The sequence below is a fragment of the Citrobacter sp. MGH105 genome, from assembly GCF_001037485.2.
Classification (GTDB): domain Bacteria; phylum Pseudomonadota; class Gammaproteobacteria; order Enterobacterales; family Enterobacteriaceae; genus Citrobacter; species Citrobacter portucalensis.
The window spans coordinates 1,328,232-1,353,175 of record NZ_CP073048.1 but is presented as its reverse complement, the minus strand read 5'-3'; the positions used below and the strand labels follow the sequence as shown (position 1 = coordinate 1,353,175).

Sequence of the window (24,944 nt, the reverse complement as noted above, 5' to 3'; positions counted from 1 at the left end):
TTCCGCTATCGTCAACGCCTGATAAGCGGTTGAACTTTATTATCAATAGCTTCCCTCGCTCGGAAGATACGTGAACGCACCGTACCTACCGGACAATCCATGATAGCGGCTATCTCTTCATAGCTCAGGCCATCCAGCTCCCGCAAGGTTATTGCCATGCGTAAATCTTCCGGGAGGGACTCAATAGTTCGGAAAACTATCTGTCTCAGTTCTTCTGACAACATTAAGTTCTCAGGGTTCGAAATTTCTTTCAGTGCTCCGCCACTTTCGTAATTTTCTGCTTCAATCGCATCAATATCACTGGAAGGTGGACGACGCCCCTGAGCGACCAGGTAATTCTTCGCTGTATTGACTGCAATACGATACAGCCAGGTATAAAAAGCACTATCTCCCCGGAACGAGTCCAGCGCACGATAGGCTTTGATAAATGCTTCTTGTACTACATCGGGTACATCACCCGACGGTACATAGCGAGAAACCAGACTCGCCACCTTATGCTGATAGCGCACTACCAGTAGGTTAAAGGCTTTCTGATCTCCCTTCTGGACCCGTTCTACCAGGACCTGGTCCGTTAACTGCTCGCTCATCCGAGGTAAAGTCTCCCCAAACCAAATTTCCACGCGCTTTCGAAACGCCACTCCATCAGCTTCACTATGAGCAAGCAAATGCTTAGAGTGCTCAAGTTTCGTAAAGTTCCGTTACGCATTGTTTTTTGTTTGTCATGTTGTAGACAGGTCTTATCTCTCATTATAAGTCTACATAACCCGATCAACGCACTATCTGTACAGAAATGCCCATTTCACCGCTTGCAGAGTAACCCAACGGGCACTTTATTTCATCACATAATCTGATGCTAACGGCCTGCTTCACAAAATATTTATGCCTATTTCGCCCTCATCATGCTTTTCTTTCATGTTTAGTCATTGCAACACATTTAAAAATAAAACGTGCAGTATCGCGCAATGTGGTGCTATGGTGACCAAACACTGTTTAGTAAATTAAACAAACATCATGAATACGACTCCTGAATTATCCTGTGACGTGCTGATCATTGGCAGCGGAGCTGCCGGACTCTCACTGGCGCTGCGCCTGGCTGAAAAACATCAGGTTATTGTCCTGAGCAAAGGGCCGGTCAGCGAAGGCTCGACATTTTATGCCCAGGGGGGTATTGCCGCGGTTTTCGATGAAACCGACAGTATCGACTCCCACGTTGAAGATACGCTGATTGCCGGGGCCGGGCTGTGCGATCGCCATGCGGTTGAATTTGTCGCCAGCAATGCCCGCACCTGCGTTCAATGGCTTATCGATCAGGGCGTCTTATTTGATACACAGGTTCAGCCTAACGGCGAAGAGAGCTATCACCTGACCCGTGAAGGCGGTCACAGCCATCGACGCATCCTGCACGCTGCGGATGCTACCGGCAAAGAAGTCGAAACCACACTCGTCAGCCAGGCACAAAATCACCCCAATATCCGAGTTCTTGAGCGTAGCAACGCCGTCGACCTGATTGTCTCCGATAAAATCGGTCTGCCGGGAACGCGTCGGGTTGTCGGCGCATGGATCTGGAATCGTAATAAAGAAGCCGTCGAAACCTGCCATGCGAAGTCGGTAGTGTTGGCCACCGGCGGCGCGTCAAAGGTGTATCAATACACCACCAATCCGGATATTTCCTCGGGTGACGGAATTGCAATGGCCTGGCGCGCAGGATGCCGCGTCGCCAACCTGGAGTTTAACCAGTTTCACCCGACAGCGCTGTATCATCCGCAGGCGCGCAATTTTCTGCTGACCGAAGCGCTGCGCGGCGAAGGCGCGCACCTGAAGCGCCCGGACGGTTCACGCTTTATGCCCGATTTTGACGAACGTGGAGAACTGGCTCCCCGCGATATTGTCGCCCGCGCCATTGATCATGAAATGAAGCGCCTTGGTGCAGATTGCATGTTCCTCGATATCAGCCATAAGCCGGAAGAATTTGTTCGTCAGCATTTCCCGATGATTTATGAAAAGTTGCTGGGATTGGGCATTGATTTAACCAAAGAGCCGGTTCCCATCGTGCCTGCCGCGCACTATACCTGCGGCGGTGTGATGGTGGATGACTTTGGCCGTACCGATGTCGACGGGCTGTATGCGATCGGCGAGGTGAGTTACACCGGCCTGCATGGTGCCAACCGGATGGCATCGAACTCATTGCTGGAGTGTCTGGTTTATGGCTGGTCCGCGGCTGAAGATATCGACAGGCGCATGCCTTATGCTCGCGGCGTTAGCACGCTCCCGGGCTGGGATGAAAGCCGGGTAGAAAATCCGGATGAGTTGGTTGTTATCCAGCATAACTGGCATGAGCTGCGGCTGTTTATGTGGGATTACGTCGGTATTGTGCGTACGACCAAGCGCCTGGAGCGCGCTCTGCGCCGTATCACCATGCTGCAACAGGAAATCGACGAGTATTACGCCCATTTCCGCGTGTCGAACAATTTGCTGGAACTGCGTAACCTGGTGCAGGTTGCCGAGTTGATTGTCCGCTGCGCAATGATGCGCAAAGAGAGTCGGGGCCTGCACTACACGCTGGATTACCCAGAGCAGCTTCCAGAAGCCGGCCCGTCCATTCTCTCGCCGCTAAGTCATCACATAAACAGGTAAAACGCCTGGGTCAGCGCCGTGTAACCTTCAGAGTAACGTTGGTCTGGCCCACGAATCACCAGCCTGTCGCTAAAGCACTCCCCGGCCTGCGGGGAGAATGCCAGCAATACCCGATGCGGTAGTCGGGCTTCCGTTTCTGCTACATCCGTACGTAATCGCAGATGCCAGCCCATACTTAATGCCTGCTGGGTAAACGCGTTCCCAATCTGTTCCGGCAGCACTACACAAAAAAAACCTTCTTCCGTAATGCTGTCCGCCGCCAGCGTAAGCAACGCCTGGTGATCGAGCGTGGTGGTATAGCGCGCCTGCTCGCGCTGCGGTGTAGCACATTCCACGCCCTGTTCATAATAGGGGGGGTTGCTGATTATCAAATCAAAACGCACGGTCTGACGCGGTATCCACTGCTGCGCATCTTCTGTATGAACACTCACGCGATGCATCCACGGAGATTGCGCGATGTTCTCCTGCGCCTGCTGCGCGGCATCGACATCAAGCTCCACGGCGTCAATGATGACGTTTTCATCAGTGCGCTGGGCCAACATCAGCGCCAACAGGCCACTCCCGGTACCAATATCCAGGATCCGCTTTACGCCCGCAACGGGGGCCCAGGCCCCCAATAAAATGCCGTCTGTTCCGACTTTCATTGCACAGCGATCGTGTGCCACAAAAAACTGCTTAAAAGTAAATCCATTACGTCTCAGTACGGATGTAGACTGGGGCATGAAGAACAACCTTCCTGGAAAAAAAACGATAACATAGGATAAAAACAATACCTGAGAAGGTATATCCATACAAACAGATGAAGATTGCAGCCGTAACGTCTATAATCAGCGCCCCACTCAGAGGTAGAACATGACTGTAACGACTTTTTCCGAACTTGAACTCGATGAAAGCCTTCTGGATGCCCTCCAGGAAAAAGGTTTCACTCGCCCGACCGCCATTCAGGCTGCCGCCATTCCGCCTGCGCTCGATGGCCGTGATGTACTCGGTTCTGCGCCGACAGGCACCGGTAAAACGGCGGCATATTTGCTGCCAGCGTTGCAGCACCTGCTCGACTTCCCGCGCAAGAAATCTGGTCCGCCGCGCATTTTAATCCTGACTCCAACGCGCGAACTGGCGATGCAGGTTGCCGAACACGCTCGTGAGCTGGCGAAGAATACACATCTGGATATCGCTACGATTACCGGCGGCGTGGCTTACATGAACCACATGGAAGTCTTTAGCGAAAACCAGGACATCGTGGTCGCCACCACGGGTCGTCTGCTGCAATACATTAAAGAAGAAAACTTCGACTGCCATGCGGTTGAAACGCTAATTCTCGATGAAGCAGACCGTATGCTGGACATGGGCTTTGCCCAGGACATCGAGCATATCGCCGGTGAAACACGCTGGCGTAAACAAACCATGCTGTTTTCCGCCACGCTGGAAGGCGATGCGATTAAAGATTTTGCCGAGCGTCTGTTGGAAGACCCGGTCGAAGTCTCAGCGGATCCGTCCACCCGTGAACGCAAGAAGATCCATCAGTTTTACTACCGTGCCGATGATATCGAGCACAAAACTGCCATGCTGATCCACCTGTTAAAACAGCCGGAAGCGACTCGCTCGATTGTCTTCGTACGCAAACGTGAGCGTGTGCACGAGCTGGCAGGCTGGCTGCGCCAGGCGGGCATTAATAACTGCTATCTCGAAGGCGAGATGGTGCAGAACAAACGTAACGAAGCGATCAAACGCCTGACCGATGGTCGTGTGAACGTGCTGGTAGCAACCGACGTCGCCGCTCGCGGGATCGATATTCCTGACGTCAGCCACGTGTTTAACTTCGACATGCCGCGCAGTGGCGATGCCTATCTGCACCGTATTGGCCGTACCGGTCGTGCTGGCCGTAAAGGCACTGCGATCTCTTTGGTTGAAGCGCACGACCACCTGCTGCTCGGCAAAGCGAGCCGCTATATTGACGAACCGCTGAAAGCTCGCGTCATTGACGAACTGCGTCCAACCACGCGCGCGCCAAGTGAGAAATCTAACGGTAAGCCATCCAAGAAAGTGCTGGCGAAGCGCGCTGAGAAAAAGGCGAAAGAGAAAGAGAAGCCGCGGGTGAAAAAACGTCACCGCGACGCCAAAAATATCGGCAAACGTCGTAAGCCGAGCGGAGCTGCTACCCAGCAGTCCGACAAAGAGTAAACCGAATGCCGGGCCATTTAGCCCGGCATTTTTTCACGTGATGCAAAACTCTCTTCAATGCACTCAAGAAACACCCGCATCGCCGGACTAACGACTTTTCCGGCATGATAACCACACAATGCCGTAATTAACTCAGGTTGTTCACTGAACGGTAATTCAATCAACGCCCCTGAACGTAACTCCTTCTCGACGGCAAAACGCGGTAAAAAGCTGATCCCAAGATTTGCCGATACACACTGCTTAATGCTTTCAATGCTCCATAACTCAATGGTATTTTCCAGCGTAATCTGTCGTTTACGCAATAGCCCCTCGAAGCGTTGTCTGAAAATACATTGCGGCTCATTAATGATAAAACTGCAGGGAATGTGCTGGTTATGCTGAGTAAAATCAACGTGCTGAAGCAGTGGCGAAGCAACTAATGCCAGTGACTGATCGCCAAGCGGCATCAACTCCAGGGCATCGTCATTACCCACCCGATAAAAGACCCCCAGATCGACCTCGTCACTGAGCAACGCATCGCGAATGACATAACAGTTGAGCGACTGTAAAGACAACCGCACATGAGGCGCACGTTGTTTAAATCGCTGTAAAACCTGCGGCATTTTATACGCCAGCAGCGTTTCGCCTGTTGCGACACGTAGATCGCCGCTCGGCTGCGCATCCTGATGTGCCGACTGTCGAATCGATGCCATCACGCGCGTCAGGTCATGGATAAGCGGCATCAGCCGTTTTCCCTCACTGGTGAGACACATCCGGCGACCAATTTTTTCAAACAACTGCACCGAAAGCTCTTGCTCAAGCTGTTGAATATGAAAGGTAACCGTTGATTGCGTACAGCACAGTTTTTGTGATGCCCGCAGAAATGAGCCCTCTTCCACCACCGTTTTTAGCGTAATAAACCGACGTAAATCCATCCGCATCAACCCATCGAAAATATCGAATCCAGAATGCAAAAACATTCATTTTTTTAAATGTTTTATCTCGGGTACTGTCTATCAAAACAGAGGAGATAACAAGTGACCCCCACCCTTTTAAGTGCATTCTGGACCTATACATTGATTACCGCGCTAACTCCCGGACCAAACAACATCCTTGCGCTCAGTGCCGCGACGTCACACGGTTTTCGTCAGAGTACACGCGTACTGGCCGGAATGAGTCTGGGCTTTTTAATCGTCATGCTGATGTGCGCCGGGATTTCATTTTCACTGGCGGTCATGGATCCAGCCATCATCCATTGGCTTAGTTGGGCTGGGGCCGCTTATATCCTGTGGCTGGCGCTGAAGATCGCCACCAGCCCGACCTCGAACGCTCGATTGCAGTCAGAGCCGATTAGCTTCTGGGCAAGTTTTGGCTTGCAGTTTGTTAACGTGAAAATCATTTTATACGGCATTACCGCGTTATCCACGTTTGTATTACCGTACACTCAGGACGCCCACTGGCTGATTGGGGTAAGTATTCTGTTAGCGCTGATAGGCACCTTCGGGAATGCCTGCTGGGCGCTGGCGGGCCATCTTTTTCAGCGCGTTTTTCGCCATTACGGTCGACAGTTGAATATCATTCTGGCGCTGCTGTTGGTGTATTGCGCGGTGAGGATCTTTTACTAACAGATGCAAAAAAGCGGAAGACGCACTGGCATCTTCCGCTTTTTGATTCTCTGCTAAACGGGGTTATTCCCCGTGAGCCTTACAGGCTCTCAGTAAAGGTACGAGCAATAACGTCGCGCTGCTGTTCTGGGGTCAGAGAGTTGAAACGCACTGCATAACCCGAAACACGGATGGTCAGCTGCGGATATTTTTCCGGATGCTTAACTGCATCTTCCAGCGTTTCGCGACGCAGAACGTTCACGTTCAGGTGCTGACCACCTTCCACGCGGACTTCCGGCTGTACGTCTACCGGTACTTCACGGTATTCGATTTCGCCCAGTTTGCTGACTGCAACGACTTCATCAGCATTGAAACCTGCTTTCGCAACGATGCAGCGAGCTTCGCCTTTTTCGCTGTCCAGCAGCCAGAAAGAGTTCAGCAGGTCGTCGTTTGCAGCTTTAGTAATCTGGATACCTGTAATCATTTGATGCCTCCCCGGCAAAATTATTTGATCTCGGTTGGCCGTCATCCGGCCAATTGGTAAAACCATTGTTGCTTGAGTGTATATATACCCCTCACACACCCTTGAATCTTTGATTTAAATCAATAAAAACCACACATGAAAAGTGGTGATAGGTTGATTTTATTGTTTTACATCAACTTACGCTATGTGCGCAGCTAAACTTTTTACATAAATTTTCAACTATCTTTAAGGGGTAGACCATTGAGTAACGTACAGAATTTTGCGACGTCGAAAGAAGCAGTTAAGCTAGGGGGATTGAAAATTCGCAGGAGAGCGAGATGGCCACCGAATTAACCTGGCACGATGTGCTGGCTGAAGAGAAACAGCAGCCTTATTTTGTTAACACACTGCATACTGTTGCCGGCGAGCGTCAGTCAGGTATGACAATTTATCCGCCGCAAAAAGATGTGTTTAACGCTTTTCGCTTTACCGAGCTTGGTGACGTGAAAGTCGTTATCCTGGGTCAGGATCCTTACCACGGTCCAGGCCAGGCACACGGTCTCGCGTTCTCTGTTCGCCCCGGCATTGCCACTCCCCCCTCGTTGCTGAACATGTACAAAGAGCTGGAGGCAACGATTCCAGGTTTCACGCGCCCAACGCACGGATATCTGGAAAGCTGGGCACGCCAGGGGGTACTGTTACTCAACACCGTACTCACCGTCCGCGCCGGTCAGGCGCATTCTCACGCCAGCCTTGGATGGGAAACATTTACCGATAAAGTCATCAGCCTGATTAACCAACATCGGGAAGGCGTGGTTTTCCTGCTCTGGGGTTCTCACGCACAGAAGAAAGGCGCGATTATTGATACGCAGCGTCACCATGTGTTGAAAGCGCCCCACCCATCACCGCTCTCTGCGCATCGCGGTTTCTTTGGCTGCAATCACTTTGTACTGGCGAATGAATGGCTGGAACAACGAGGTGAAAAGCCAATTGACTGGATGCCGGTATTACCCGCAGAAAGCGAGTAAAAAAATGCCAGCGATTCGCTGGCATTTTTATTATCAGGCTTTGTTCTGACGCCACCACTCCGCGAGCAGCACGCCTGTTGCCACAGAAACGTTGAGCGTTTCTACCTTGCCAGTGCCGTCAATCGCTATGCACAAATCGTCGGCTGAGCATGCTGCTTCTGGCAGAGCTTCACGCTCACGCCCTAATACCAGCACCATTTTTTCCGGCAGCGTGGTAGTAAACAGCGGTTTGCCTTTCGCGCTTGAGGTCATCACAACCGTGTAACCCGCCTGGCGGAAGTCGTCCAGCACATCAACAATGCTGTCGCCGGTAATCGGCTGAACGTGCTCTGCACCACCTTCAGCGGTACGGATGGCCGCACCTGATTCCAGCAGCGCCGCATCCTGAACCACTACGCCTTTCACACCGAAGTGGGCGCAGCTACGCATCATGCCGCCCAGGTTATGCGGGTTAGCGATATCTTCCAGTGCCAGCACGCAATCCTGCGCCCCTGCCTGACCGACCCACTGCGTAACGGTAGTACCGTTACGTTTTTTGATCAGGAAACAGACGCCACCATGGTGTTCAGTGCCAGAGGCTTTCGCCAGCTCGGCTTCGTCAACCACGTGATAGGCTTTGCGGTTTGCCGCCATCCAGCGTAATGCTTCTTTAAAGCGCGGGGTTATGCTCTGAACAAACCAGGCGCGGACGATGGCGTCCGGACGACTCTGGAACAGAGCCTGACAGGCATTCTCACCGTAAACGCGGGTTTCTTCCGCACGCTGACGGCGTAATACTTCAGGATCGATAAAGCTCTTACCGCTAATACCGCCGTGATCGGCTTTATCCGCTGCGTCATCATTCGGTGCGCGGGACACGGTACGCCACGGTGAATCTTCACGTCTGCGGTCACGTTCTACATCGCGGTCACGACCACGTTCACGACCGCGTTCGCTGTTCGGACCCTTTCGGTCATCACGGGCAGGGCGACGACCGCCTTCGGCTCGGGAAGTACCGGGGCGACCACCGCCTTTGCCAGTACGTGGATTTTGGGTGCGTTTATCCGAGTCATCGTCACTGCGGACGTACATCACTTTGACCTTGCCGTTTTTGTTCTTCAGTTCGTCGCTCATGTTTTTCTCCACCTGCTCTGCGCGAAGCGCGCAGATTACCCGATGTGCACGTCGTTAGCCATTATTTCATTTAAAAGCTAAGGACTATTGTACTCATTGAATAAAACGCATTGTTGTTTAGAACAGACTCCCCGATAATATGTAACATAATAGAAACATACTGGCGTTCCTGCCGTGAAGTCCACTCCACTCATCCAGAGGTTAGTTATGAATACCGTTTGTACCAGCTGCCAGGCTATCAACCGCATCCCCGACGATCGTGTCCAGGAAGCGGCTAAATGCGGACGCTGTGGTCACGACCTGTTTGATGGGGAGGTGATCAATGCGACCGGTGAGACACTGGATAAACTGTTAAAAGACGATCTCCCGGTGGTCGTTGACTTTTGGGCCCCCTGGTGTGGTCCATGTCGTAACTTCGCCCCGATTTTTGAAGATGTCGCGGAAGAGCGTAGCGGTAAAGTGCGTTTTGTTAAAGTGAATACGGAAGCCGAGCGTGAACTCAGCGCCCGTTTCGGTATCCGCAGCATTCCGACCATTATGATTTTCAAAAAAGGGGAAATCGTCGACATGCTTAACGGCGCTGTACCAAAAGCCCCGTTTGATAGCTGGCTTAACGAATCATTATAATCTATACGGGGCGCATCTTGTGCCCCGTTTTCACCTCTGCGACAATAGCGTTTTTCAACGTGTTTCCCCATGACCGATAACGCTGTTCTTCAGTTACGCGCTGAGCGCCTCGCGCGCGCCACGCGTCCTTTCCTTGCCCGAGGTAATCGCGTCCGCCGCTGTCAGCGCTGCCTGCTGCCGCAGAAACTCTGCTTGTGCGCAACGCTGGCACCCTCTGAGGCAAAAAGTCGCTTTTGTCTGGTGATGTTTGATACCGAGCCGATGAAGCCCAGCAACACGGGGCGTTTGATTGCTGATATTCTGCCCGATACCACGGCTTTTCAGTGGTCACGCACCGAGCCGCCGCAGGCGCTGTTGGAACTGGTGAAAAATCCAGATTACCAGCCGATGGTTGTATTCCCGGCCTCCTATGCGGGTGAAGAGCGTGAAGTGATTTTCACGCCACCAGCCGGTAAGCCACCATTGTTTATCATGCTCGACGGTACCTGGCCTGAGGCGCGTAAAATGTTCCGCAAAAGCCCGTACCTCGATAACCTACCGGTGATCTCCGTTGATTTATCACGCCTTTCAGCTTACCACCTGCGTGGCGTTCACGCTGAAGGGCAATATTGCACTGCCGAAGTGGCCATCGCCTTGTTGGATCTGGCGGGAGATACGCAAGCCGCAGAAGGGTTAAGCGATCATTTCACTCGCTTTAAAACCCGCTACCTGGCAGGAAAAACTCAACATCAGGGAAGCGTCACAGCAGATTCATCAGAAAACGTTTAAAATCATTCGGTCACTGGTGTCATTAAGGAAGCCGATATGAGTCAGCGTGGTCTGGAAGCACTACTGCGACCGAAATCCATTGCGGTGATTGGGGCGTCAATGAAGCCTAATCGCGCGGGTTACCTGATGATGCGTAACCTGCTTGCCGGCGGTTTCAATGGGCCTGTTTTACCGGTGACGCCCGCATGGAAAGCGGTGCTGGGCGTACTGGCATGGCCCAATATCAACAGCCTGCCCTTTAGCCCGGATCTCGCCGTGTTGTGCACCAATGCCAGCCGTAACCTGGCGTTACTCGAAGCGCTTGGCGAGAAAGGCTGTAAAACCTGCATTATTCTCTCAGCTCCCGCGGCGCAGCACGCAGAGCTGCTGGCCTGCGCATCACGCTACAACATACGTTTGCTGGGCCCCAACAGCCTGGGACTTCTCGCGCCCTGGCAAGGGCTTAACGCCAGCTTTTCCCCCGTCCCGATTAAGCGCGGCAAGCTGGCTTTTATCTCTCAATCCGCCGCCGTATCCAACACCATACTCGACTGGGCACAGCAGAGAGAAATGGGCTTTTCTTACTTTATCGCGCTGGGTGATAGCCAGGATATCGACGTTGATGAGCTGCTGGATTACCTGGCGCGCGACAGCAAAACCAGCGCGATATTGCTGTATCTCGAACATTTAAGTGATGCCCGACGCTTTGTTTCCGCCGCCCGCAGCGCCTCGCGCAATAAACCTATTCTGGTGATTAAGAGCGGTCGTAGTCCAGCGGCGCAGCGTTTACTGCATACCAGCGCCGGGATGGACCCTGCGTGGGATGCCGCTATTCAGCGTGCCGGTTTATTACGCGTGCAAGACACTCACGAGCTGTTTTCGGCGGTCGAAACCCTGAGCCACATGCGTCCACTACGTGGCGACAGGCTGATGATCATCAGCAATGGGGCCGCGCCTGCCGCACTGGCATTAGATGAACTGTGGTCAAAAAATGGCAAGTTGGCGACGTTGAGTGAAGACACCTGCCAGAAATTACGCGATGCATTGCCTGAACATGTTGATATCGCCAACCCGCTGGATCTGCGTGATGACGCCAGCAGCGAACACTACGTTAAGACGCTGGATATTTTGCTCGCCAGCCAGGATTTTGACGCGCTGATGGTGATTCATTCACCCAGCGCAGCCGCTCCCGGAACCGAAAGCGCACTGGCATTGATTGAAGCGGTAAAGCATCACCCCCGAGGAAAATTCGTCTCGTTGCTGACCAACTGGTGCGGAGAGTTTTCCTCTCAGGAAGCCCGCAGACTGTTTAGCGAAGCCGGACTGCCCACCTACCGCACGCCGGAAGGTACCATCACCGCATTTATGCATATGGTGGAGTATCGGCGAAACCAGAAGCAGCTACGGGAAACGCCTGCGCTGCCTGACAGCCTGACCTCCAACACCGCCGAAGCGCATAATCTGTTACAGCGGGCGATTGCTGAAGGAGCGACATCGCTTGATACCCATGAAGTGCAGCCGATTTTACAGGCTTATGGCTTACACACGCTGCCAACGTGGATCGCCAGCGACAGCGCGGAAGCCGTACACATCGCGGAGCAAATCGGCTACCCGGTGGCGCTCAAGCTGCGTTCTCCTGATATTCCGCATAAATCAGAAGTTCAGGGGGTGATGCTCTACCTGCGTACAGCCACTGAAGTGCAGCAGGCCGCCAATGCAATTTTCGATCGGGTAAAAATGGCCTGGCCGCAGGCACGCATTCACGGCTTATTAGTGCAAAGTATGGCGAATCGCGCCGGCGCTCAGGAGCTTCGCGTTGTCGTTGAACACGACCCGGTATTTGGCCCGTTGATTATGCTGGGTGAAGGTGGTGTTGAGTGGCGACCGGAAGAGCAAGCCGTGGTGGCATTGCCGCCATTGAACATGAATCTGGCGCGTTATCTGGTGATCCAGGGGATCAAAAATAAAAAGATCCGCGCGCGCAGCGCACTGCGCCCTTTGGATATCGCCGGGTTGAGCCAACTTCTGGTGCAGGTCTCCAACCTGATCGTCGATTGCCCGGAAATTCAGCGTCTGGATATTCATCCGCTGCTGGCCTCGGCCGGAGAATTTACCGCGCTGGACGTTACGCTGGATATTGCCCCTTTCACGGGAGATAACGAAAGCAGACTGGCTGTACGTCCCTACCCTCATCAGCTTGAAGAGTGGGTGGAGTTGAAGAACGGCGAGCGCTGTCTGTTCCGCCCCATTTTGCCGGAGGATGAACCTCATCTTCAGCAGTTCATTTCTCAGGTGACAAAAGAAGATCTTTATTATCGCTATTTCAGTGAGATCAACGAATTTACCCACGAAGATTTAGCTAATATGACGCAGATCGACTACGATCGGGAAATGGCCTTTGTTGCGGTGCGTTGTAAAGATAATCACGAAGAGATCCTCGGCGTAACGCGAGCAATCTCGGATCCTGATAACGTAGACGCTGAGTTTGCCGTACTGGTTCGTTCCGATCTCAAAGGGCTTGGACTGGGTCGCCGATTGATGGAAAAATTAATTGCCTATACTCGAGATCACGGACTTATACGTTTGAATGGTATTACGATGCCGAACAATCGTGGGATGGTCGCCCTGGCCCGAAAGCTCGGGTTTGTTGTTGACGTCCAGTTCGAAGAGGGAATTGTTGGGTTAACGCTTAATCTGGCCCAATGTGAGGAATCGTGAGTAAGGTACTGGAAATGTTGACCACATTAATGGGTACTGGTGGTATCATTGCCCGCTTATGTCGTCTGCATAGCACAGAGGACCCTTCAATGAACAGAGAAGAAATGCACTGTGATGTTGTCAAAATTTAAGCGTAATAAACATCAACAACACCTTGCCCAACTACCCAAGATTTCTCAGTCAGTTGATGATGTAGATTTCTTTTATGCTCCCGCTAATTTCAGGGAGACTCTGCTGGAAAAAATAGCCAGCGCGACGCGACGGATCTGCATTATTGCGCTGTACCTGGAACAGGATGACGGTGGTAAAGGCATACTTGACGCTCTCTATGCGGCAAAACGGCAGCGTCCTGAGCTGGATGTCCGGGTGCTTGTCGACTGGCACCGAGCCCAGCGCGGTCGTATTGGTGCTGCGGCATCCAATACCAATGCTGATTGGTATTGCCGAATGGCGCAAGAAAACCCTGGTATCGATATTCCTGTCTACGGTGTCCCGATTAACACCCGTGAAGCGCTTGGCGTCCTGCATTTCAAAGGCTTTATCATTGATGACAGCGTCCTGTACAGCGGGGCCAGTCTGAACGATGTTTACCTGCATCAGCATGATAAATATCGCTATGACCGTTATCAGTTGATTCGCAACGCGCAAATGGCCGATATCATGTTCGATTGGGTGACGCAAAACCTGATGAACGGTCGCGGCGTTAACCGTCTTGATGATATCAACCGCCCTAAAAGCCCAGAAATTAAAAACGACATCCGCCTGTACCGTCAGGAACTGCGCGATGCGTCATTCCATTTTCAGGGTGATGCTGATAACGAACAGCTTTCGGTTACGCCTCTGGTGGGCCTTGGGAAATCCAGTCTGTTAAATAAGACCATTTTCCATCTTATGCCCTGCGCGGAGCACAAGCTTACAATCTGTACCCCTTATTTCAACCTTCCCGCCATACTGGTGCGCAATATCATTCAACTGCTGCGTGAAGGGAAAAAGGTTGAAATCATTGTCGGTGATAAAACCGCCAACGACTTTTTCATCCCGGAAGATGAGCCATTCAAGATCATCGGTGCGCTGCCTTATCTGTATGAAATCAATCTGCGCCGTTTCTTGAGCAGATTGCAGTATTACGTGAATACCGACCAGCTGGTCGTACGCCTATGGAAAGATGATGACAACACCTATCATCTGAAAGGTATGTGGGTTGATGATAAATGGATGCTGCTCACCGGCAACAACCTTAACCCTCGCGCCTGGCGTCTGGATCTGGAAAACGCCATCCTTATTCACGATCCTAAGCAAGAGCTCACCCCTCAGCGCGATAAAGAGCTGGAGCTTATCCGTACGCATACTACCGTCGTTAAGCACTATCGCGACCTGCAAAGCATTGCTGACTATCCAGTCAAAGTGCGTAAGCTCATCCGTCGACTACGCCGTATTCGTATCGACAGATTAATTAGCCGTATTCTGTAATCAAGACCCCGTCCAGTGACGGGGTTTTTCATATGGAGGCAACGGTGCGCCTGTTCATTCTTACCAGTATCCTTGCCATTTCGGGCTGCAGCCATATGGCTAACGACCAGTGGAGCGGGCAAGACAAAGCTCAACACTTCATCGCCTCCGCCATGCTTGCCGCAGCCGGCAATGAATATGCCCAACATCAGGGCAACAGCCGCGATCGCAGTGCGGCTATCGGCCTGATGTTCTCAGTCAGTCTGGGCGCGTCAAAAGAGCTGTGGGACAGCCGTCCCGCTGGGAGCGGCTGGAGCTGGAAGGACTTCGCCTGGGATGTTGCAGGCGCATCTACCGGCTATGCGGTCTGGCAACTGGCACATTACTAGAGACGCAGACCTTTCCCTTTCCCATGCAGCATTAGCGATACTAAAAACGCAACGACTGCCAGCGCAGTGACGTACCAGAAGAATGTCGTTTCCATACCGACAGACTTCAGGGACAACGCGACATATTCGGCTGAACCGCCAAACAACGCATTGGCCACCGCATAAGATAAGCCGACCCCTAGAGCGCGTACCTGTGCCGGGAACATTTCGGCCTTCAGAATACCGCTAATTGACGTATAGAAACTGACGATTAGCAGAGCACACATCACCAGAGCAAACGCCATATACGGGGATGTTACGCTTTGCAATGCTGTCAGAATGGGAACGGTGAAAATCGCGGCCAACGCGCCAAAACACAGCATTGAAGTACGTCGGCCAATTTTATCAGACAAGGCGCCGAACAGCGGTTGTACCAGCATGAACACACACAGTGCCGCCGTCATAATCCCACTGGCTACGTTGGCATGCATACCGGCTGTATTAACCAGGTACTTCTGCATATAGGTTGTGAACGTATAAAAACACAATGATCCCGCGGCGGTAAAACCAAGCACCATGACAAAAGCTTTGCGATTACGCCACAGACCTTTCAGGGAACCCGCTTCTTTCAGCGCGCGAACATCCTGTTTCGAGGTTTCATCCAGTTGGCGACGCAGCCATAGCGCAACAATAGCCAGCACGGCGCCCAACGCAAATGGAATACGCCAACCCCACTCTCTGAGCGCTGAGTCTTCTAACGTGTGCTGTAATATGACCACAACCAGTAATGCCAGTAACTGTCCGCCGATTAACGTTACGTACTGGAATGAAGCATAAAAACCTTTCTTACCTTCAACGGCGACTTCACTCATATAGGTCGCGCTGGTTCCGTATTCACCACCGACAGATAACCCCTGGAATAGCCTTGCCAGCAGTAATAGCGCAGGCGCCCAGGTACCGATAGTTTCATATCCCGGTAGACAAGCGATCACCAACGATCCCATGCACATCATACAAACGGACAGCAACATTGACTTTTTACGCCCGTGCTTATCCGCGATACGGCCAAACAGCCAGCCTCCAATTGGTCGCATCAAGAAGCCAGCGGCAAAAACGCCGGCGGTTTGTAAGAGTTGTGTGGTGGTATTTCCTGATGGAAAAAAGATATGAGCAAAATAAAGAGAGCAGAATGAATAGATATAGAAATCAAACCATTCGACCAGATTCCCTGATGATGCTCCGACAATCGCCCATATACGACGGCGGGTATCGCCGTCTGCCAGCGCCCCGTTCTCAGTTACACTACTATCAGCCATTAGAATTGTACCCCTGCCAACAATCGCGTGAATTTATCAATGATGGTCGTGTGTTTTTTGGTGAATGGAATGTTATATAATTGTTATATCTTATTGTGCGGTAAAGATCACGATTTTAATTAGCAGAGAAAGGATTCAGATATGTTCGAGGGAGAGAGCCGTGTAGTAGATCGAGACAGTGTGCTTTTGTTGGTCGATTAAGGCTGTTACGTCGAATCCGGCAATGTACTGCCGCGTTGCCTGATGCGCTGCGCTTATCAGGCCTACAAAATACGTTCAGCCCGGCCCCTGTAGGCCGGATAAGGCGGCACGCCGCACAGACGCAAAAAAGCCCATCCGTCAGGATGGGCTTCTTCACTAAATTAATGCCTGGCAGTTTATGGCGGGCGTCCTGCCCGCCACCCTCCGGGCCGTTGCTGCGCAACGTTCAAATCCGCTCCCGGCGGATTTGTCCTGGGCAGGAGAGCGCTCACCGACAGACAACAGATAAAACAAAAGGCCCAGTCTTTCGACTGAGCCTTTCGCTTTTATTTGATGCCTGGCAGTTCCCTACTCTCGCATGGGGAGACCCCACACTACCATCGGCGCTACGGCGTTTCACTTCTGAGTTCGGCATGGGGTCAGGTGGGACCACCGCGCTACAGCCGCCAGGCAAATTCTGTTTATCAACACACCTCCTGGGCATGTCGATGTAATCTGTAATCAAACTGAATCTTGTGTCTGTCTCTTCGCCAAAACATCTTCGGCGTTGTAAGGTTAAGCCTCACGGTTCATTAGTATCGGTTAGCTCAATGTATCGCTACACTTACACACCCGACCTATCAACGTCGTCGTCTTCAACGTTCCTTCAGGACCCTTAAAGGGTCAGGGAGAACTCATCTCGGGGCAAGTTTCGTGCTTAGATGCTTTCAGCACTTATCTCTTCCGCATTTAGCTACCGGGCAATGCCATTGGCATGACAACCCGAACACCAGTGATGCGTCCACTCCGGTCCTCTCGTACTAGGAGCAGCCCCCCTCAATTCTCCAGCGCCCACGGCAGATAGGGACCGAACTGTCTCACGACGTTCTAAACCCAGCTCGCGTACCACTTTAAATGGCGAACAGCCATACCCTTGGGACCTACTTCAGCCCCAGGATGTGATGAGCCGACATCGAGGTGCCAAACACCGCCGTCGATATGAACTCTTGGGCGGTATCAGCCTGTTATCCCCGGAGTACCTTTTATCCGTTGAGCGATGGCCCTTCCATTCAGAACCACCGGATCACTAAGACCTGCTTTCGCACCTGCTCGAGCCGTCACTCTCGCAGTCAAGCTAGCTTATGCCTTTGCACTAACCTCCTGATGTCCGACCAGGATTAGCTAACCTTCGTGCTCCTCCGTTACTCTTTAGGAGGAGACCGCCCCAGTCAAACTACCCACCAGACACTGTCCGCAACCCGGATTACGGGTCTACGTTAGAACACCAGCCATTAAAGGGTGGTATTTCAAGGATGGCTCCATGCAGACTGGCGTCCACACTTCAAAGCCTCCCACCTATCCTACACATCAAGGACCAGTGTTCAGTGTCAAGCTATAGTAAAGGTTCACGGGGTCTTTCCGTCTTGCCGCGGGTACACTGCATCTTCACAGCGAGTTCAATTTCACTGAGTCTCGGGTGGAGACAGCCTGGCCATCATTACGCCATTCGTGCAGGTCGGAACTTACCCGACAAGGAATTTCGCTACCTTAGGACCGTTATAGTTACGGCCGCCGTTTACCGGGGCTTCGATCAAGAGCTTCTCCTTACGGATAACCCCATCAATTAACCTTCCGGCACCGGGCAGGCGTCACACCGTATACGTCCACTTTCGTGTTTGCACAGTGCTGTGTTTTTAATAAACAGTTGCAGCCAGCTGGTATCTTCGACTGATTTCAGCTCCATGAGTAAATCACTTCACCTACATATCAGCGTGCCTTCTCCCGAAGTTACGGCACCATTTTGCCTAGTTCCTTCACCCGAGTTCTCTCAAGCGCCTTGGTATTCTCTACCTGACCACCTGTGTCGGTTTGGGGTACGATTTCGTGTTACCTGATGCTTAGAGGCTTTTCCTGGAAGCAGGGCATTTGTTACTTCAGCACCGTAGTGCCTCGTCATCACACCTCAGCGTTAAAAGGTACCGGATTTACCTGGAACCTCCGCCTACATGCTTAAACCGGGACAACCGTCGCCCGGCTAACATAGCCTTCTCCGTCCCCCCTTCGCAGTAACACCAAGTACAGGAATATTAACCTGTTTCCCATCGACTACGCCTTTCGGCCTCGCCTTAGGGGTCGACTCACCCTGCCCCGATTAACGTTGGACAGGAACCCTTGGTCTTCCGGCGTGCGGGTTTTTCACCCGCATTATCGTTACTTATGTCAGCATTCGCACTTCTGATACCTCCAGCATACCTCACGATACACCTTCAACGGCTTACAGAACGCTCCCCTACCCAACAACACATAGTGTCGCTGCCGCAGCTTCGGTGCATGGTTTAGCCCCGTTACATCTTCCGCGCAGGCCGACTCGACCAGTGAGCTATTACGCTTTCTTTAAATGATGGCTGCTTCTAAGCCAACATCCTGGCTGTCTGTGCCTTCCCACATCGTTTCCCACTTAACCATGACTTTGGGACCTTAGCTGGCGGTCTGGGTTGTTTCCCTCTTCACGACGGACGTTAGCACCCGCCGTGTGTCTCCCGTGATAACATTCTTCGGTATTCGCAGTTTGCATCGGGTTGGTAAGTCGGGATGACCCCCTAGCCGAAACAGTGCTCTACCCCCGAAGATGAATTCACGAGGCGCTACCTAAATAGCTTTCGGGGAGAACCAGCTATCTCCCGGTTTGATTGGCCTTTCACCCCCAGCCACAAGTCATCCGCTAATTTTTCAACATTAGTCGGTTCGGTCCTCCAGTTAGTGTTACCCAACCTTCAACCTGCCCATGGCTAGATCACCGGGTTTCGGGTCTATACCCTGCAACTTAACGCCCAGTTAAGACTCGGTTTCCCTTCGGCTCCCCTATTCGGTTAACCTTGCTACAGAATATAAGTCGCTGACCCATTATACAAAAGGTACGCAGTCACACCCCAAAGGGTGCTCCCACTGCTTGTACGTACACGGTTTCAGGTTCTTTTTCACTCCCCTCGCCGGGGTTCTTTTCGCCTTTCCCTCACGGTACTGGTTCACTATCGGTCAGTCAGGAGTATTTAGCCTTGGAGGATGGTCCCCCCATATTCAGACAGGATACCACGTGTCCCGCCCTACTCTTCGAGTTCACAACACATGCACTTTTGTGTACGGGACTTTCACCCTGTATCGTGCGACTTTCCAGACGCTTCCACTAACACACATGCTGATTCAGACTCTGGGCTGCTCCCCGTTCGCTCGCCGCTACTGGGGGAATCTCGGTTGATTTCTTTTCCTCGGGGTACTTAGATGTTTCAGTTCCCCCGGTTCGCTTCATTACGCTATGTATTCACATAATGATAGTGTGACGAATCACACTGGGTTTCCCCATTCGGAAATCGCCGGTTATAACGGTTCATATCACCTTACCGACGCTTATCGCAGATTAGCACGTCCTTCATCGCCTCTGACTGCCAGGGCATCCACCGTGTACGCTTAGTCGCTTAACCTCACAACCCGAAGATGTTTCTTTCGATTCATCATCGACTTGCAAAAATTTGAGAGACTCGAACACACCGCTTTTCATTTCTTATTACGGAGAAATGAAACAGTGTGTCGTTTCAATTTTCAGCTTGATCCAGATTTTTAAAGAGCAAATATCTCAAACGTGACTCGAAAGTCAGTTTTGAGATACTTCGGTCGGCGACTTTCACTCACACATACCAGCAAGTGGCGTCCCCTAGGGGATTCGAACCCCTGTTACCGCCGTGAAAGGGCGGTGTCCTGGGCCTCTAGACGAAGGGGACACTGAAGTCTCAATCGCAAGACGCCTTGCTATTTACTTTTCATCAGACAATCTGTGTGAGCACTACAAAGGCAGGTTCTTTAAGGTAAGGAGGTGATCCAACCGCAGGTTCCCCTACGGTTACCTTGTTACGACTTCACCCCAGTCATGAATCACAAAGTGGTAAGCGCCCTCCCGAAGGTTAAGCTACCTACTTCTTTTGCAACCCACTCCCATGGTGTGACGGGCGGTGTGTACAAGGCCCGGGAACGTATTCACCGTGGCATTCTGATCCACGATTACTAGCGATTCCGACTTCATGGAGTCGAGTTGCAGACTCCAATCCGGACTACGACATACTTTATGAGGTCCGCTTGCTCTCGCGAGGTCGCTTCTCTTTGTATATGCCATTGTAGCACGTGTGTAGCCCTACTCGTAAGGGCCATGATGACTTGACGTCATCCCCACCTTCCTCCAGTTTATCACTGGCAGTCTCCTTTGAGTTCCCGACCGAATCGCTGGCAACAAAGGATAAGGGTTGCGCTCGTTGCGGGACTTAACCCAACATTTCACAACACGAGCTGACGACAGCCATGCAGCACCTGTCTCAGAGTTCCCGAAGGCACCAAAGCATCTCTGCTAAGTTCTCTGGATGTCAAGAGTAGGTAAGGTTCTTCGCGTTGCATCGAATTAAACCACATGCTCCACCGCTTGTGCGGGCCCCCGTCAATTCATTTGAGTTTTAACCTTGCGGCCGTACTCCCCAGGCGGTCGACTTAACGCGTTAGCTCCGGAAGCCACGCCTCAAGGGCACAACCTCCAAGTCGACATCGTTTACGGCGTGGACTACCAGGGTATCTAATCCTGTTTGCTCCCCACGCTTTCGCACCTGAGCGTCAGTCTTTGTCCAGGGGGCCGCCTTCGCCACCGGTATTCCTCCAGATCTCTACGCATTTCACCGCTACACCTGGAATTCTACCCCCCTCTACAAGACTCTAGCCTGCCAGTTTCGGATGCAGTTCCCAGGTTGAGCCCGGGGATTTCACATCCGACTTGACAGACCGCCTGCGTGCGCTTTACGCCCAGTAATTCCGATTAACGCTTGCACCCTCCGTATTACCGCGGCTGCTGGCACGGAGTTAGCCGGTGCTTCTTCTGCGAGTAACGTCAATCGCTGCGGTTATTAACCACAACGCCTTCCTCCTCGCTGAAAGTACTTTACAACCCGAAGGCCTTCTTCATACACGCGGCATGGCTGCATCAGGCTTGCGCCCATTGTGCAATATTCCCCACTGCTGCCTCCCGTAGGAGTCTGGACCGTGTCTCAGTTCCAGTGTGGCTGGTCATCCTCTCAGACCAGCTAGGGATCGTCGCCTAGGTGAGCCGTTACCCCACCTACTAGCTAATCCCATCTGGGCACATCCAATGGCAAGAGGCCCGAAGGTCCCCCTCTTTGGTCTTGCGACGTTATGCGGTATTAGCTACCGTTTCCAGTAGTTATCCCCCTCCATCGGGCAGTTTCCCAGACATTACTCACCCGTCCGCCACTCGTCACCCAAGGAGCAAGCTCCTCTGTGCTACCGTTCGACTTGCATGTGTTAGGCCTGCCGCCAGCGTTCAATCTGAGCCATGATCAAACTCTTCAATTTAAAAGTTTGATGCTCAATGAATTAAACTTCGTAATGAATTACGTGTTCACTCGTTGAGACTTGGTATTCATTTTTCGTCTTGCGACGTTAAGAATCCGTATCTTCGAGTGCCCACACAGATTGTCTGATAAATTGTTAAAGAGCAGTGCCGCTTCGCTTTTTCTCAGCGGCGCGGGGTGTGCATATTACGCCATCCCGCTACGAAGTCAAGCATTTAATTTCGCTTTCTTCGCCGGAGTTCTCAGTGGAACTCCGCTGACCCGGCGGCTTGTAATCCGTTGTTCCGTGTCAGTGGAGGCGCATTATAGGGAGTTATTTCAGGCTGACAAGTTAAAAATATAAAAAACTTATCAAGCGATTACTTTTCAATCAACACGCTCATTTATGCCTGGATTTTATACAAAAACGAGCCCCGCAGGGCCCGTTTATTGTTGTTTTGTGACTTACTGCACTGCCACTATGCGATCGTCATTCACTTCCAGACGAATCGTTTTGCCCGGAACCAGTTCACCAGACAGAATTTGCTGCGCCAGCGGGTTTTCGATCTGCTGCTGGATAGCACGTTTCAATGGACGCGCGCCATACACCGGATCGTAACCATTCGCGCTCAGCAGTTTAAGCGCCTCGTCAGAAATATGTATTTCATAGCCACGCTCTTCCAGACGTTTGTACAGACGCTGCAACTGGATCTGAGCAATAGAAGCAATGTGCTGCTCACCCAGCGGATGGAATACGACAACCTCATCTATACGGTTGATGAATTCCGGGCGGAAGTTATGGCTCACGACGCCCAGCACCATATCTTTCATGTGACCGTAATCCAACTCACCGAAGCGTTCCTGGATCAGATCGGACCCCAGGTTCGAGGTCATGATGACAACCGTATTACGGAAGTCGACCGTTCTCCCCTGTCCGTCAGTCAGACGACCATCATCAAGCACCTGCAGCAGAATGTTGAACACATCCGGATGCGCTTTCTCCACTTCATCCAACAAGATGACGGAGTAAGGACGACGACGTACTGCTTCCGTCAGATACCCACCTTCTTCATAACCGACATATCCCGGAGGTGCCCCGACCAAACGAGACACGGAGTGTTTCTCCATAAACTCGGACATATCGATACGCACCATTGCATCGTCACTGTCGAACATAAAGTTTGCCAGCGCTTTGCACAGTTCGGTTTTACCGACACCGGTTGGACCAAGGAACAGGAATGAACCAATCGGACGATTCGGATCGGACAAGCCCGCGCGGCTACGACGAATGGCATTAGAAACGGCTTCCACCGCTTCGTTCTGACCAATCACGCGGCTGTGCAGCTCCTGCTCCATACGCAACAGTTTTTCTCGTTCGCCTTCCAGCATGCGAGCAACAGGGATCCCCGTCCAGCGCGCCAGCACTTCCGCAATTTCTGCGTCGGTGACTTTATTGCGCAGCAGACGCATGGTTTTGCCTTCAGACTGGGTGGCTGCTTCCAGCTGTTTTTCCAGTTCAGGAATTTTGCCGTACTGCAGTTCAGACATCCGCGCCAGGTCGCCAACGCGGCGCGCCTGTTCGATGGCGATTTTTGCCTGCTCCAGCTCAGCCTTGATAGTTTGCGTTCCCGAGAGGGAAGCTTTTTCAGCTTTCCACTCTTCCTCTAACTCAGAATACTGGCGTTCTTTGTCGTCCAGCTCTTCGTTGAGCATATCGAGACGTTTTTTACTTGCCTCATCAGACTCTTTCATTAATGCCTGCTGTTCCAGTTTGAGCTGGATAATACGGCGGTCGAGTCTGTCGAGTTCCTCCGGCTTGGAGTCAATCTGCATACGAATGCTGGATGCCGCTTCGTCAATAAGGTCGATAGCTTTATCCGGCAACTGACGATCGGCAATATAGCGATGAGACAGCGTAGCAGCCGCAACAATCGCCGGGTCAGTAATCTGCACATGATGGTGCAGTTCATAACGTTCTTTCAGGCCACGCAAGATTGCGATGGTGTCTTCCACTGAAGGTTCAGCCACAAACACTTTCTGGAAACGACGTTCCAGCGCCGCATCTTTTTCGATGTACTGGCGATACTCATCAAGCGTTGTTGCGCCTACGCAGTGCAGTTCCCCGCGAGCTAGTGCTGGTTTCAGCATGTTCCCGGCGTCCATTGCGCCATCGGCTTTACCCGCCCCAACCATGGTATGCAATTCGTCGATAAACAGAATGACGTTGCCTTCCTGTTTCGAGAGATCGTTCAGCACACCTTTTAAACGTTCTTCGAACTCACCACGATATTTGGCCCCAGCCACCAGCGCGCCCATATCCAGCGCCAGTACACGACGGCCTTTTAAGCCTTCCGGCACTTCACCATTGATGATGCGTTGGGCCAGCCCTTCAACGATGGCGGTTTTACCGACACCGGGTTCACCGATTAACACCGGGTTATTTTTAGTACGACGTTGCAGCACCTGAATGGTACGGCGAATTTCTTCATCACGGCCGATGACCGGATCGAGTTTGCCCTGTTCGGCACGTTCAGTCAGATCGACGGTATATTTTTTCAAGGCCTGACGTTGGTCTTCAGCCCCCTGGTCATTCACGCTTTCACCTCCACGCATTTGTTCAATTGCCTGAGTGATATTGGCGGTCGTCGCGCCTGCTGATTTTAATAAGTCGGTCAGCGTACCGCGTGACTCAAGCGCCGCCAGAACGAACAGTTCTGACGAAATAAAGTTGTCCCCACGTTTTTGCGCCAGCTTGTCGCAAAGATTCAGTACACGCACCAGTTCCTGAGAAGGCTGCACATCGCCACCGGTACCTTCTACCTGGGGCAAACGGCTCAAAGCCTGGTCAATGGCTGTACGTAACTGGCCAGCATTAATGCCAGCAGACGTTAATAAAGGACGTACCGATCCCCCTTCCTGATTCAGCAAGGCGCTCATTAGATGAAGTGGTTCGATGAATTGATTGTCGTGCCCCAATGCGAGTGACTGGGCATCGGCAAGAGCAAGCTGGAATTTATTAGTAAGACGATCCAGACGCATAACTCCTCCCATAACAGGTCAAAATTGCTACTGGAGATTAAATGAGGTCATCCCTCAATTATTCAAGGTGAATGACCTGAATTATGTGAAAAGAAAATTACACGTACCGGATCGTCT

The 24,944-nt window shown here is 52.0% G+C and carries 17 protein-coding genes, 1 tRNA gene and 3 rRNA genes; 9 read left to right on the top strand and 12 right to left on the bottom strand.

Annotation, left to right across the window (positions count from 1 at the left end; all coding sequences use genetic code 11):
• Positions 1-11: 11 nt before the first annotated feature.
• Positions 12-587, bottom strand: coding sequence for an RNA polymerase sigma factor RpoE (gene rpoE / locus SK35_RS06330; RefSeq protein WP_003037573.1), 576 nt, complete (start codon positions 585-587; stop codon positions 12-14).
• The gene (gene rseD / locus SK35_RS06325; RefSeq protein WP_122973798.1) at positions 584-748 is read right to left on the bottom strand and encodes a rpoE leader peptide RseD; all 165 of its coding nucleotides are present in this window, start codon (positions 746-748) and stop codon (positions 584-586) included. The genes rpoE and rseD overlap by 4 nt, the downstream gene beginning before the upstream one ends.
• Before the next feature lie 263 nt (positions 749-1,011).
• Between rseD and nadB the strand changes: the two genes are divergently transcribed.
• Positions 1,012-2,634: an L-aspartate oxidase gene (nadB, locus tag SK35_RS06320; protein WP_003037572.1), complete on the top strand. Its 1,623-nt coding sequence runs from the start codon at positions 1,012-1,014 to the stop codon at positions 2,632-2,634.
• Here the strand turns inward: nadB and trmN are convergent.
• Positions 2,619-3,356 (bottom strand): tRNA(1)(Val) (adenine(37)-N(6))-methyltransferase TrmN, encoded by a 738-nt coding sequence (trmN, locus tag SK35_RS06315; protein ID WP_048215761.1) that lies wholly within the window; start codon positions 3,354-3,356, stop codon positions 2,619-2,621. The two genes, nadB and trmN, sit on opposite strands and share 16 nt — an antisense overlap.
• Positions 3,357-3,486: 130 nt before the next feature.
• Here trmN and srmB point away from each other — a divergent pair, with 130 nt between their 5' ends.
• Entirely contained in the window at positions 3,487-4,815 is a 1,329-nt protein-coding gene (gene srmB / locus SK35_RS06310; RefSeq protein WP_003835340.1) for an ATP-dependent RNA helicase SrmB, read from the top strand.
• Positions 4,816-4,832: 17 nt separating this feature from the next.
• Here the strand turns inward: srmB and SK35_RS06305 are convergent, their stop codons facing one another.
• Positions 4,833-5,729 carry a LysR family transcriptional regulator gene (locus SK35_RS06305; RefSeq protein ID WP_103015202.1) on the bottom strand — a complete coding sequence of 299 codons (897 nt, stop codon included), beginning with the start codon at positions 5,727-5,729 and terminating at the stop codon, positions 4,833-4,835.
• A 102-nt stretch (positions 5,730-5,831) separates the two neighbouring features.
• Here SK35_RS06305 and eamB point away from each other — a divergent pair, with 102 nt between their 5' ends.
• The gene (gene eamB, locus SK35_RS06300; RefSeq protein WP_048215759.1) at positions 5,832-6,419 is read left to right on the top strand and encodes a cysteine/O-acetylserine transporter; all 588 of its coding nucleotides are present in this window, start codon (positions 5,832-5,834) and stop codon (positions 6,417-6,419) included.
• A 79-nt stretch (positions 6,420-6,498) separates the two neighbouring features.
• On the opposite strand, the gene grcA is transcribed toward eamB, so the two are convergent.
• Positions 6,499-6,882, bottom strand: coding sequence for an autonomous glycyl radical cofactor GrcA (gene grcA, locus SK35_RS06295; protein ID WP_003037563.1), 384 nt, complete (start codon positions 6,880-6,882; stop codon positions 6,499-6,501).
• Between the two features lie 317 nt (positions 6,883-7,199).
• On the opposite strand from grcA, the gene ung reads away from it, so the two are divergent.
• On the top strand, positions 7,200-7,889 hold the full coding sequence (ung, locus tag SK35_RS06290) for a uracil-DNA glycosylase (protein ID WP_008785504.1): 690 nt from the start codon (positions 7,200-7,202) through the stop codon (positions 7,887-7,889).
• A gap of 33 nt (positions 7,890-7,922) precedes the next feature.
• On the opposite strand, the gene SK35_RS06285 is transcribed toward ung, so the two are convergent.
• Complete coding sequence (locus SK35_RS06285; RefSeq protein WP_048215758.1) at positions 7,923-9,002, bottom strand: tRNA/rRNA methyltransferase; 1,080 nt, start codon at positions 9,000-9,002, stop codon at positions 7,923-7,925.
• Between the two features lie 207 nt (positions 9,003-9,209).
• Between SK35_RS06285 and trxC the strand changes: the two genes are divergently transcribed.
• The 5 genes from trxC to SK35_RS06255 all read left to right on the top strand — a co-directional run bounded on the left by trxC (position 9,210) and on the right by SK35_RS06255 (position 14,932).
• Entirely contained in the window at positions 9,210-9,629 is a 420-nt protein-coding gene (gene trxC, locus SK35_RS06280) for a thioredoxin TrxC (protein ID WP_008785506.1), read from the top strand.
• A gap of 69 nt (positions 9,630-9,698) precedes the next feature.
• Positions 9,699-10,397, top strand: coding sequence for a tRNA-uridine aminocarboxypropyltransferase (gene tapT / locus SK35_RS06275; protein WP_003835347.1), 699 nt, complete (start codon positions 9,699-9,701; stop codon positions 10,395-10,397).
• A 36-nt stretch (positions 10,398-10,433) separates the two neighbouring features.
• Positions 10,434-13,094, top strand: a complete 2,661-nt coding sequence (locus tag SK35_RS06270) for a bifunctional acetate--CoA ligase family protein/GNAT family N-acetyltransferase (RefSeq protein WP_048215757.1) — start codon at positions 10,434-10,436, stop codon at positions 13,092-13,094.
• Between the two features lie 114 nt (positions 13,095-13,208).
• On the top strand, positions 13,209-14,564 hold the full coding sequence (pssA, locus tag SK35_RS06260) for a CDP-diacylglycerol--serine O-phosphatidyltransferase (RefSeq protein WP_003835350.1): 1,356 nt from the start codon (positions 13,209-13,211) through the stop codon (positions 14,562-14,564).
• Positions 14,565-14,596: 32 nt separating this feature from the next.
• On the top strand, positions 14,597-14,932 hold the full coding sequence (locus tag SK35_RS06255; RefSeq protein WP_153687927.1) for a YfiM family lipoprotein: 336 nt from the start codon (positions 14,597-14,599) through the stop codon (positions 14,930-14,932).
• Here SK35_RS06255 and SK35_RS06250 read toward each other — a convergent pair.
• The 6 genes from SK35_RS06250 to clpB form a co-directional block, all read right to left on the bottom strand.
• Entirely contained in the window at positions 14,929-16,227 is a 1,299-nt protein-coding gene (locus SK35_RS06250; RefSeq protein WP_008785510.1) for an MFS transporter, read from the bottom strand. The genes SK35_RS06255 and SK35_RS06250 overlap by 4 nt on opposite strands.
• A 536-nt stretch (positions 16,228-16,763) precedes the next feature.
• A 5S ribosomal RNA gene (gene rrf, locus SK35_RS06245) occupies positions 16,764-16,879 on the bottom strand.
• 100 nt (positions 16,880-16,979) lie between these two features.
• Positions 16,980-19,886: ribosomal RNA gene (locus tag SK35_RS06240) — 23S ribosomal RNA — on the bottom strand.
• 221 nt (positions 19,887-20,107) lie between these two features.
• A tRNA-Glu gene (locus SK35_RS06235) sits at positions 20,108-20,183 on the bottom strand.
• A gap of 85 nt (positions 20,184-20,268) precedes the next feature.
• Positions 20,269-21,810, bottom strand: a 16S ribosomal RNA gene (locus tag SK35_RS06230).
• The 16S, 23S and 5S rRNA genes sit together here with 1 tRNA gene alongside, the layout of an rRNA operon.
• A 443-nt stretch (positions 21,811-22,253) precedes the next feature.
• Positions 22,254-24,827 carry an ATP-dependent chaperone ClpB gene (gene clpB, locus SK35_RS06225; protein ID WP_048215756.1) on the bottom strand — a complete coding sequence of 858 codons (2,574 nt, stop codon included), beginning with the start codon at positions 24,825-24,827 and terminating at the stop codon, positions 22,254-22,256.
• Between the last annotated feature and the right edge of the window lie 117 nt (positions 24,828-24,944).

Bases quoted from the DNA above. Each gene is read 5' to 3' on its own strand.
- rpoE (WP_003037573.1), bottom strand. From the start codon at position 587: ATGAGCGAGCAGTTAACGGACCAGGTCCTGGTAGAACGGGTCCAGAAG.
- rseD (WP_122973798.1), bottom strand. From the start codon at position 748: ATGAGAGATAAGACCTGTCTACAACATGACAAACAAAAAACAATGCGT.
- nadB (WP_003037572.1), top strand. From the start codon at position 1,012: ATGAATACGACTCCTGAATTATCCTGTGACGTGCTGATCATTGGCAGC.
- trmN (WP_048215761.1), bottom strand. From the start codon at position 3,356: ATGCCCCAGTCTACATCCGTACTGAGACGTAATGGATTTACTTTTAAG.
- srmB (WP_003835340.1), top strand. From the start codon at position 3,487: ATGACTGTAACGACTTTTTCCGAACTTGAACTCGATGAAAGCCTTCTG.
- SK35_RS06305 (WP_103015202.1), bottom strand. From the start codon at position 5,729: ATGGATTTACGTCGGTTTATTACGCTAAAAACGGTGGTGGAAGAGGGC.
- grcA (WP_003037563.1), bottom strand. From the start codon at position 6,882: ATGATTACAGGTATCCAGATTACTAAAGCTGCAAACGACGACCTGCTG.
- ung (WP_008785504.1), top strand. From the start codon at position 7,200: ATGGCCACCGAATTAACCTGGCACGATGTGCTGGCTGAAGAGAAACAG.
- SK35_RS06285 (WP_048215758.1), bottom strand. From the start codon at position 9,002: ATGAGCGACGAACTGAAGAACAAAAACGGCAAGGTCAAAGTGATGTAC.
- trxC (WP_008785506.1), top strand. From the start codon at position 9,210: ATGAATACCGTTTGTACCAGCTGCCAGGCTATCAACCGCATCCCCGAC.
- tapT (WP_003835347.1), top strand. From the start codon at position 9,699: ATGACCGATAACGCTGTTCTTCAGTTACGCGCTGAGCGCCTCGCGCGC.
- SK35_RS06270 (WP_048215757.1), top strand. From the start codon at position 10,434: ATGAGTCAGCGTGGTCTGGAAGCACTACTGCGACCGAAATCCATTGCG.
- pssA (WP_003835350.1), top strand. From the start codon at position 13,209: ATGTTGTCAAAATTTAAGCGTAATAAACATCAACAACACCTTGCCCAA.
- SK35_RS06255 (WP_153687927.1), top strand. From the start codon at position 14,597: ATGGAGGCAACGGTGCGCCTGTTCATTCTTACCAGTATCCTTGCCATT.
- SK35_RS06250 (WP_008785510.1), bottom strand. From the start codon at position 16,227: ATGGCTGATAGTAGTGTAACTGAGAACGGGGCGCTGGCAGACGGCGAT.
- clpB (WP_048215756.1), bottom strand. From the start codon at position 24,827: ATGCGTCTGGATCGTCTTACTAATAAATTCCAGCTTGCTCTTGCCGAT.